Annotated in this window: 5 protein-coding genes; all 5 read left to right on the top strand. The window is 28.8% G+C overall.

Going from position 1 to position 11,474, the window contains the following annotated elements; all coding sequences use genetic code 4:
- Positions 1-387: 387 nt before the first annotated feature.
- The 5 genes from R7X45_RS03665 (at position 388) to R7X45_RS03685 (ending at position 10,778) form a co-directional block, all read left to right on the top strand.
- Positions 388-2,637, top strand: a complete 2,250-nt coding sequence (locus R7X45_RS03665; protein WP_318055947.1) for a putative immunoglobulin-blocking virulence protein — start codon at positions 388-390, stop codon at positions 2,635-2,637.
- 955 nt (positions 2,638-3,592) lie between these two features.
- Positions 3,593-3,838 (top strand): hypothetical protein, encoded by a 246-nt coding sequence (locus R7X45_RS03670; RefSeq protein WP_318055948.1) that lies wholly within the window; start codon positions 3,593-3,595, stop codon positions 3,836-3,838.
- A complete protein-coding gene (locus R7X45_RS03675; RefSeq protein WP_230577088.1) occupies positions 3,835-4,824 on the top strand; it encodes a restriction endonuclease subunit S in 990 nt (329 codons plus the stop codon). The genes R7X45_RS03670 and R7X45_RS03675 overlap by 4 nt, the downstream gene beginning before the upstream one ends.
- 73 nt (positions 4,825-4,897) lie before the next feature.
- Positions 4,898-7,795 (top strand): P97 family adhesin, encoded by a 2,898-nt coding sequence (locus tag R7X45_RS03680; protein WP_318055949.1) that lies wholly within the window; start codon positions 4,898-4,900, stop codon positions 7,793-7,795.
- A gap of 19 nt (positions 7,796-7,814) precedes the next feature.
- On the top strand, positions 7,815-10,778 hold the full coding sequence (locus R7X45_RS03685) for a P110/LppT family adhesin N-terminal domain (RefSeq protein WP_318055950.1): 2,964 nt from the start codon (positions 7,815-7,817) through the stop codon (positions 10,776-10,778).
- Positions 10,779-11,474: the final 696 nt, after the last annotated feature.

Raw genomic sequence — 11,474 nt, forward strand, 5'->3', positions numbered from 1 at the left:
TAAGTAAAAACGAGTTTTTTATTTGCATTGAGTTTAAATAGTAGTTGTATTTTTTTTGTGATTTTTGTTGTTTTATCATAAATTGATTTTTGCCAGTGTTTTAACTAAAAAAGCTAGTTTAAAAATTTCATAATTTTGCTTTTTAAGTTAAAAAACCACGAAAAACCAGACACTTTTTAAGATTATCTCATCAAACTGTGAAACTTGGAAGGGTTACCGATTGAGACTGAAACGCCCCAAAAAATCCTTAAAAATTTTTTGGACAAAAAGTTTTGTTTTTTTAAAAAATCATTTATAATATTTTCTAAATCTATCTAAAAACAAAATTAGCTAAAATTTAAATTCAAAATTTGCCTAATTTTGTTTTTTTGTTTTTAGGAGGTTAAAATGCAAATTTTTTATGTCTCAAAGCGCAAAAAATATCTAATAGGAGCAGCAGCAAGTGCTATTGCCGTTAGCTTTTCCTTTGCATTAAATGAAGTAGTAAATAATTTTAACTGAGAATCTCCTTTGGTTGCTTATTCGCCAGAAGCGCCATCAATAATTCTTAAAAATATCCCAAATGATACCGCTTTTAATTCACCAGTTACAAATTCTAAATTTATACCAGTCCAAAAACCAGAACCTAAAAAAATTGAATCAGATACCCCAGTAGTCCAGCCGCAAAAAGTTGAAAAAATCCCGCCAAAAGTTGAAATTCCAAAACAAGTTAAAAAAATTGCTATTGCCACTCCTAAGCCTCAACCTGCTCCAAAAATAACAAGAAGAGTAATTAGTCGAGTTGAGTCAACCGTCCCAATTCCAGCTCCAAGTGTTTCAAGAACCGCAAGTTCACCAGTTCATAGCACAGCAACCGCTACCCAAAGAGTCCAAACCTCGCCAAGACAATCCCAATCAGTTAATGTTTCACCCGGAGCACTTGAGCAAGCAAAAGCCAACTGGCGTTTAGGTCTAGCTGCTTCAACACGAAGAACTGAAGCAAATATTGCCGCACGAGTAACTGAAATTGCCGAACTAGAACGCCAGTTAAAGCATGAATTTAAGCGTTATTACCCTAATGGTACCGATGAACAAAAAAAAGTATTTGAAGAAAGTCTAAGATACCAAATTTGAGTAGCAAATAATTACAAAACTAGAGAAGATAATTACTTAAAATTTTTAAAACAGCAAGCAATAGAAGGCCCAAAATTTTCTGAGATTGATTACAAATCAATTGAGCGAGGAATGACTGTTGATCCTAATGACCATCACGCCTGAATTTTTGTAAATCCTGATGACAATCCAATTACAGGAAAAAATGGACTTTATCGTCAACGAAACCAAAATCGTCTTTTAAGTAATGAAGGTTGAGTTCAACGTAATCCACACGGAATTGCTAATCAAAACTATGAGGGTTGAGACAAAGCCGATATTTCTTCTAATAGTGAATGAAAAACCGAAATTGACAAAGTTGCCGGTTCAGGTTCTGGATCAATAAAAGTTTACCAATATACTCAAAATGCCCAAAATAAACATAAAGCTGTAAAGTCCCAAATTATTGCTGTTTCAATTGATGCAAATGACAAAAATGCTTTTGAAAAATTCCAAGATTTTCTAAAATCAAATGTCGGTAACAAAATTGATGCTGTTGTTCTTAAAAATGTCGGCACAAAAAATAAAGACCAAAATATCGATAAAATTTTGCAAGCCTTACCAAATAATGTCCAAAAACTAACACTGTTTTTAGATGACCAAAAAGCAATAAATGGTCTGTCAGCACTTCGAGGCAAAAAACTTAAAGAATTAGAACTCTATTCTAACGAAAAAGCAATCGCTGATAACTGAGCAATTAATCCAAATGCCGTTGCTAATGTTGATTTTATTAGTTTTGATTATAATAATGCTGCTGACTTTCATAAAAACACACCTGATGAACAAATTCCTGGATCAATTTTATTTGACACACTCCGTTGGGATAAAGGAGATGATGCAACTAAAATCACCGAAGGTTTAAAGTTAGCTTTTGGATCCAAAATTTATCAACGTCCATTTCAAGGTCGCCATGGCGGCAAAGGTGGCTATCCTCCAAAACTAGATTTTTCTGAAACAAATATTAAAACAATTAAAAACCTTAAATTTGACGAAATTGACCGAATTTTTAATGATAACATTAAAAACTGAAAAGAAGATAAATATGCATCTCAAGATTATGAAGGCTTTAAAAAGCTAAGATTTACTGATATTTATTTTGCCGCCGATATTAATTCTGGATCTAGCACTAATCCAGGTCCAACTTTTTCAGCTAATGTTTCAGACTTTGAAGGCTCAAAATATACCGACAAATTAAGTGGAATTTCTGAGCGTTATGACAGTCCTACTGGGCGAATTTATTTTCGTGATCAAACTGGCCAAAATCAGCAAAATGTTACATTTAATATAAGCGGAAATCCTAGTGAAGATGCAAAAGAACAACTCAAAGCCTTTGTTGAAGCAGTAAATAACGCTTATCCTTTTAGTAAAATTGTTGTCGATTCTGAACAAATTAAACAAGATCTAATTAAGTTTTATCAAGAAAAAACTAAAGACCCAAGACAAAAACAAGCATCACAAGGTAAATTTGCCTTTCGTGAAATAAGCGTTAAGTCCTCTTCATCTTAATTTAGAATATTTCTGATTTTCCCAGTTTGATGGCAAAAATTCACTTTTTATTGAATGCTAATATGTAAAAATACTCGTAAATCGGGGTTTTTTGACTTAAAATCTTAATTTTTATTATTGTAAATTTAACCTTTTGCAAAAAAAAAAAAAAAATGCTTGGTCAAAAATAAAGTTATGTTATAATTAACCCCACTAAGAATAATTAATAAATTTTGCTATTGAATTAAGGAGGAATCAAGAATGTTTTTGTCATAAAAAAATTATATACTTTGAATTTTCCATTATATTTTTAAAGATGATGGGATGCCTTAAATTTGACCGTTTAGAAATCTACAAATTTAAGGCTTTTGATTATTGTTCTTTCAAAACTTCGTATATTTTTTTAGGCTCAATGTAAGTAAAAACGAGTTTTCTATTTGCATTGAGTTTAAATAGTAGTTGTATTTTTTTGATTTTTGTCAGTATTCTAAACTAAAAAAGGTAGTTTAAAAATTTCATAATTTTACTTTTTAAGTTAAAATTTTAGCTTTTTTAGTTTACTTTGTTTAATTAATAAGTAGATTTTGCATTCATGAGTGTTAGATTTAAAATTTAGTGTTTTTACTTTGATAGTTATTTTTCTTGAGTTTGACAGTTTGATCACCTTCTTAGTGATCCAAATATTTGAAATAAGATGATTTTTACTTTGATATTTTAATAAATAAGTAAAAAAATAGGCAATTAACTTTTGCCAAAAAAATTAAAAAAGCGTGAAAACTGGAGACTTTTTAAGATTATCTCATTAAACTAGGAAATTCGAGAGGTAAATTTGCCTTGCGTGAAATAAGTATTAAATCCTCTTCAGATTCTTCATCTTAATTTAGACTACTAAAATTTTTAAATATAAAAAAACCCAACTTTTACTATTTAAAGGTGGATTTTTTATTATAATTTAGAATATTTAAAGGACTAATTAATGAATAAAAAGCCAATTATACCGCTAGTTAAATTCAAAAACTTCAATTCAATTTGAATTAGTGATCAAGTTAAAAATTTATTTGAGATTTCCCGAGGACAAACGTTAAGCAAAAACCAAATAAAAACTAGACCCGTAGAGATTGACACACACACACACAGAGAGAGAGAGAGAGAGAGAGAGAGAGAGAGAGCGGCTACATCTATCCGGTTTACTCATCGCAAACAGAAAATCACGGGATTTTAGGCTATTATAACGAGTTTTTGGCGCAAGGAAAAATAATTTTTTCAACTCACGGAAATCCAGGATCGGCTAGATTTATTCAAGAAAAATTTTTTGCTACCTCTAATTGTGGAATTTTGACTTCAAAAAAGTATCCTGAAAGTACATTTTTTGCAATTCAGTTCGAAAAAAATTCCAAAAAATTCATTTCTAAAAGTACAATCCCGCATTTAATTAGCTCAAATGTACTCAAAATTGAGATAAAATTCACTCCAGATATTACCGAGCAGCAAAAAATTTCGCAACTTTTTGAGACTTTTGAAAACCTACTAAACAAACTTGAAGAAAAAATTCACCTTTTGAAAGATCTTAAAAATAGTCTAACTAAAAAAATGTTTACTGATTTAAGCTCAAATTTTCCTTCAATTAGATTTAAGGGGCTGAGTCAACCCTGAAAAACTGAGCAAATTAGTGATCTTTTTCAAACTTATAAAAACAAAAATTCAAATAATTTAAAGCTTATAAGTTACTCAGTTTCAAATAAACTTGGATTTGTAAGTCAAAAAGAACTTTTTAAAAAAGGTGGAAAAGCTGTTTTTGCAAACAAAGACAACTCACAAATAATTACAAAAAATTCTTTTGCATTTAATCCATCAAGAATTCAAGTTGGTTCGCTAGCGTTATATAAAAATTCTATACCTGGTTTAATCAGCCCGATGTATGAAGTTTTTAGGCTCAAAAAAGACTATAATTCTGATTATTTTTTGATCTGATTTAAGACTGAGATTTTTAAAAAATTAATGCTAAAAAGTACAAACAAATCTGTTAGACATATTTTTCGGCTTAATGAAATTGAAAATTATTTTATAAAAGTTGCTGATACTTTTGAGCAAGAGAAAATTTGGAAACTTTTTGAAACTTTTGACTCACTAATTGCCGCTTATGAACAAAAAGCCCAATATTTTAAAAATTTAAAAACAAGTTTTATCACTAAAATGTTTGTTTATTAACTAATTTAAGGGATTTGTTTACTTTTTTTTTTTTTTTTTGTTAAAATTTTTTATTGAACACATAGGAGGAAAGGTGACGAAAAGTACAATCACTAAAAAACTACTAACTAAAAAAAATATTTTTCTTTTAGGGCTAAGTACTATTGCTGGTGGAGTAATTATTGCCACTCCGCTACTTGTTTTTGCAAATTTAGAACTAAAAAACCCCCGAATTGATGTGCAAAACCAAGCAAAATCAATTTCTTTCATTAGCATAAAGGATACATATTTAAATGCTAATTCAGACTATTTAGATCTAAAAAAGAAACTTTTGAACGACGATAACACCAAAAAAACTGACATTGATTTAACAGATTTTTTTGATTTTTACCAGACTAATAACTCTAGCATTCCCGTTAATTTTTCAACCGATCATAATTGAAAACCTTTCAAATTGGAAATTTTTGATATCAAACCTGATGATAATGAGCAAACATTTGAGGTTTTTTGGCGAGTTTTACAAAAATTAGACGATGATAAAACAGCAACTTCTGACTTATTTAAACAAAAAGTTGCTTATAATTATGTTCCAGATTATTCACTTTCTAATTTTTCAACTTACTCAGAAGACCAACTCAAGAAATTAAGACCTTACACAAATAGTGAGGTTAATTTTTCATTTAAAAAAGAACTGACAAAGTTAATTTTAGTTGAAGATTTTCAAAAAGAAGTTAATAGCGCAAAAAATGACACTGAAGCTAGAGAAATTATTAACAAATATTTCAACCTTGATGAGATAATTTCGCAAATTTTTAGTAATAAAAGCTTTTACTTTGAGTCTGACAGTGGTATTCAAAAACCTCGCTATGATATAAATTTGGTAAAAGATCAAATTATAACTGATCGATATTTAGTAAAAACTGCAACTCCAGGGGTTTATAAATTGACCTTTGTTGCCCAGTTTTCTTCTGATTTTTCAAAGGAAATTGCCGCTGATTTTAACAAGGATTCCAAATTTTTCGTTACTACTCAACTCGATTTAAGTAATTCTTTCCTTGATAAGTCAATTAGTGATGATATTGTTTTAAGCGAATTTTCTGACAGTGATTATTTTGCAATAAATAATTTTAGCCAAAATAATTCAACTTTAATTACAGGGTGAGATTTTCTAAATTATTATAATAATGAAATTTTTGCAACCAAAGAAAAGCGTGCAGATTTTCTTAATTCACTTATTGAAAAAATTGTAAAAACACCGCTGATATCAAAAATTAGATTCCAAAATAAACTAGAAAATTTAAATTTTAACCAAATTTCAAAATTTTTAGATCTTCAAATAAAACTAGATACTGAACAAGTTAATCTAGATTTTAAAGATAACGATGTTGTTGCCCAAATTAATGGTGATATTGTTATAAAAGATAAAAGAAACGATAAAATTGTTGCTACAAAAAAATTTTCTCAAAGTATTAAAAATCTTGAAATATTAGCTCAAAATGATCCTGATTTTGCAGATTCAATTAAAAAAAGCGGTTTGACTATTGAACCAAAAGTCCAAAAACCAGCAAATCAAAAAGGAATTCCAAAAGACGAATTATTAGCACTAATTCAGGCAAATAATTTCGATAAATTAAAAAAAGTTCTTCAAAATTCACGTTATTATGGTTTTAGATTTGACGAAACTCAATTAAAATCAATGGTTGATAGTTATAATTTGCCAACTGTTGAAGATTTAATTAAAAATTCAAATGTTGATGATGCAGCCTCTAAAGGTATAACATCAATTTATTCTAATTATTTCAATAGCGACGAGAAAATTTCACAATTTTTATCATTTTTATCAAAACAGGACATTAGTTTTGTCGCAAAATATTGGTTTGATTATCTTAAACATTTTGGATTAATAGGTTCTGAAACAAATTGGCCAGAAAATTCTAATAGTAATGAATTATTTAAAAAATTAAGTGAAATTACAATTAAGCCTACAAAACAACCACGCGGTCAAGCAACTGAAGAAACTGGTGACCTAAAAGTTTGACTTTTTTCATTTAATTATGGTTTTTTAAATTCTGATAAACCTCTTGAAAATGGTTTTTATATTAGTAACGAGCTTAAAAACACTCTTAATTTGATGAAAACAAATTCATCTTTTAGCCCTGAATATTTTATAAAACAGATCGAATTACAATCAAATAAAATCACTCAACCTGATTTTTCAACCCCAGACAATAAAAATAATATTGAAAATCTCACCGATTTTCTTGCAGCTTTTTATTCATTAGCTTATTCAAAACAAAAGAGCCAAAAACTTTTTACTGGTAATTTTGGTAAAGATTTTAATTATAAAATTCAATTTAGCCTGGAACCTAATTTAACAAATGTTGATGCTCTAGAAAAACAAAATGACCAAAATTTAAAATTAAAATATTGATACAATATTGGCCCAGTTGATAAAAACGGTGATCTAGTTAGTGTTATTTATCAAACAAAAAAATCAGAAATTGAACTAAAAATCAATCCTGATAACAAACTTTTAAGTGATGAAGTTGATAAATTAGATGAAATTGCCTCAACTTTTTCACCAAATTCACAAATAGTTATCTTAAGCAAACAAGACCTTGATGATTTAAAATCTCAAATCAATCTCGCTATCTCAACAAAGGAAGGTGAGCCAGTATCTGTTGATAAACAAGTTGAAAAACTGCCTTTTAGCAGTTATTTAACCTTTGAACACAAAGATATAGATTTAGGCTTTTATGCAATAAAAACAAAACAGAGTCAAACAACCGGCGCACCAGGCACAGCAGAATCACAAACTACTACCGACACTGATATTAGTGGTGTACTTGAGAAAATCCCTAACACTGGAAGCCGGGTTCAATATAATTTATTTTTATATCTTTATGATAGAAATAAACCTAAAATTGTCTCAAGTCAGCCTATCCGCGTTATTGTCATAGAACATACAAGCTCTTTATTATTAAAAAAGTAAACTTATAAAGGAAATTATTATGAAAAAGCTTAAATTAAATCATATAATTTTTGCAATTATAGGAGTTAGCGCGGTCGTTAGTATTTCTGCCAGTGTTCCGTATTTAATCTCCTTACAGTCAAAAAATTATAATTCAAAATTATCACAATTTGACGAGAAACTAGCTAATGCTACAAATTTAAATGTTAATTCTGAATTTAACACGACCGAATTTGACAGTTTAGTCGCTAATTTAAAACTTAAGTCAAAATTTGCTAAAAAATTAAGCGCTTCTGATGCACTAAATTTGCATTTTGACAGTGCATATAATTTTGACTTAAATAATGCAATTGACTTTAGTCAAATTACTCAAAAATATCCAGATTTCAATTTCAGATTGGTTGTTCCAAGGAGTCAATCAGAAGTAAAAATTGAGTCAAATAAAATAAAAAATCTTGCTGTTAATATTTCAAATTCTAGTAAAAGTATAAATTATACAGCAAGTTTTGACTTAGATTTTTCAGATCAAGATAAAACCTTGAATTTTTCAGCCCAAAATTTGAGTGCATCAATTAGTCTTCTAAATCAAGATTTTTTAGAAGGAAAAACCGCAACCGAAATTGCCATTTTGTTTTACAATGAATTTAATAAACATTTTAAAGAAACAAAAAATTCAAGTTCAGCATTATTTGCAACATTTTCTAAATTTGGCGGAATTTCATTCAACATAAATTCTGAACCGGTTTTTGTTTTTCCTTCTAATTTTGAAATAAAACCTGAATTGCAACAAGAAAAATTAAATTTTACAAATATTGATGATGTTAATAATAAAATTGACTTAGCATTAAGCTTATTTGATAAAAAAACACAAAAAAGTAGCAAATTAACACTAAATTTTGTTGATGTGCCTAAGAAAACTGACCAAAAAAAATCTTCTGAATTATTAAAAATTTTTAAGAAAAATTACAAATTTAATTCAGTAATTTCTAAACATTTAGCACAAAACAAGCTTAGTGTATCAGAATATTTTGCTCAAAATCCTGAAAATTTAAATCTTGAGCAGTTTAATTCTTGATTTACTTCAAGCTCAAATGAAAATGAGGATAAAACATTTCTAGAAGAAATTAAAAATTTAATCCCTAATTTTACCCCAAAAAATGTCACTTTTTCAGTAAAAGAAAACAAAAATAATCCTAAAAATTCTAATATTTTCAATATTGGACTAAATCTTGAAGGTAATTTTAGTGAAGCAACATTACTTCCTTTAGGTCTAAAACTTGGTGAAGATAATACTTATACTTTCAATTTTGAACTAGAATTTGATGCAAATGAAGAAATTTATGGTGCATATTTTAAAAATGCAATTGAAACTTTTGACAAACAAGGATCACAAGATATCGACAACTTAAGCTTTGAAATCAAGAAAGATTTGCCAATTACAGTTTTTGCTTCAACAATTGATGATAAAATCCAACCTTTTTTGAATAAACCTTACGATTTAAAAAATATAACAACCCAGCTAGCCCCTTTTTTCGATGCTCTTAATTTTTTTGCAACAAAAAGTAACAAAATTAATCAGACTCCAATAACTTCAAACACTGATCAAGCCACTGAACAAACTACTGAGCAGACCACTGAAGAGACCACTGAAGGATCAGAAGATTCTACAGATGTTGCTACAAATGTTGCCGCTTTACCGACCTTATTCCAAGATCCACCATTAAGTCCACCCGCTTCTCCAAGTCCAGAGTCAACTAATTCTTCGGGTTCAGAGTCAGTTATTCCTCCAACCGCAGCTCAAACTCCAGACCCTGCTCCAGATCCAGTTCCTTCAAGTCAAGAATCTTTATTAGGTGATTACCTAAAAAAACTTCTTGAAGGTCTTGAAAAAGCTGATCTTCCTGAAGGCACTTCCATTTATTTTTCTAGAGATCATCAAGATGAAACTTATGAAATTAATCTTAAAATTAAAACCCCTAATGGAGTTGAAAGAAATCTAGCAATTGAACTTGATAATGTAAATGAAGAAAATAAACTTTATAAATCTTTTTCTGACACTGTAAAAACTCACATATTTTTAGATTGAAAAACTAATGTTGAAACAGAAGAGGAATCTTTAGATGGGCAAAAACAGCAAGTTGTAAAATCAATTTCAGCTGTTAATAATCCAAATTTTAGATTTAAGGCAAATCCAGCCCCTTCAGAAAAATTCAAAGGAAAAGTTCATATTGATGAACAAGAACAAGGTATTTATTTAGCTGAAGGTGGTGTTTCCTTGGAGAATGATCCAAATACCGACAAAGATCTAAAATTGGAAAACGGCACTTCCTTCCTTTTCGCTTTTAAACCAAGTAAATTACCTCAGACAGATGCTCTCCAATATTTTTTACTAAAAACAGGTGAACAGGAAAACGATTTTAACTTAATTATTGAAAAGGAATTATTTGTTCCGGGTGTTTTTAAAATTGGTGCTGATTTTGTTGCTAAACCAAAGACACAACCACAGCGTCAACCCTTTTTCCCATCTTTTAATCCCAAAAAAGAAGGGTTTAAAACAACATATAATGGTGAATATGACATTCAACTAAAACTATCAAATGGAGAACCTTCCCTTAGTTTAGGAAATACCAAACCAAAAAATCCTCTTTCATTTTTTCATGATTTTCTTAATAATTCTGAATCCACTATTATTTTACGTATAGATATTGAAAAAAAAGATGGCAAATCCATTATGAACATGAAATTTTATTCTACTGAATCTGATGATGCTAAAAAACCGAGATTTACCTGAAGTCGCGAAATACCAACTGGTGCAAAGATGAATTTTGAAAAAGGTTTTACTTTTGGAACCACAAAATCAAAAATCCAAGAAGCTATAGACAAACTACCACTTTCAAGATCTGAAACTGGAATCACCTTTAAAGGTTTTGTTTTATTTGACACACCTCAAACTGAAGAAGAATATAATAAACTTTTTGAAAAATTTAGATCTGAATATGTCTAATCACAAATTTTAATCATAAAAAAGCCTCGTTTTTGCGAGGTTTTTTTATAATTAAGCAACCAAATTTAGACCAAAACTAAATAAATTACTAGAAACAATTAACAAAAGTGGTAAAATCAACCCGAGTTTCCCAGTTTGATAAGGTAATTTTAAAAAAGTATCCGTTTTTAGGGACTTTTTTAAGTTTTTTGGTAAAAGTTAATTACAATTTTATTAGTGATTTATTAAGATATCAAAGTGGAAATCATATCTATTCCAAATGTTTGGATCGCTAGGGATACCATCGTGATTTTTAAATATCATTTGCTGATCTAAAGTGTTAAATTCAACCCTTTGCCTTAATTTTTGCAACATCGTTACCAAACCAACTTAGTTAATTTTTGTTTTTTCATAATTTATAATTATACCATAAAATTACTAAAATGCAATTAAATGATATTAATAAAAATTAAGGTTTCACGTTTAAAAAACACTGATTTACGGGTGTTTTTTCATTTTTTTATTCACTAAAAAGTGAATTTTTGTCTTAAAACTGGGAAACTCGGGAAAACTAAATAAATTACTAGAAACAATTAACAAAAGTGGTAAAATCAAAATCATAGATAAAAATTAGTTGTCTAAATTTTTTCTACTAATTTTAAAAAAAAAAAAAAAAATGCTTTGCCTAAAATAAAGTTATGTTATAATAAGACTCAC

It is taken from the genome of Mesomycoplasma ovipneumoniae, from assembly GCF_033343935.1.
Taxonomy (GTDB): Bacteria; Bacillota_I; Bacilli_A; order Mycoplasmatales; family Metamycoplasmataceae; genus Mesomycoplasma; species Mesomycoplasma ovipneumoniae_G.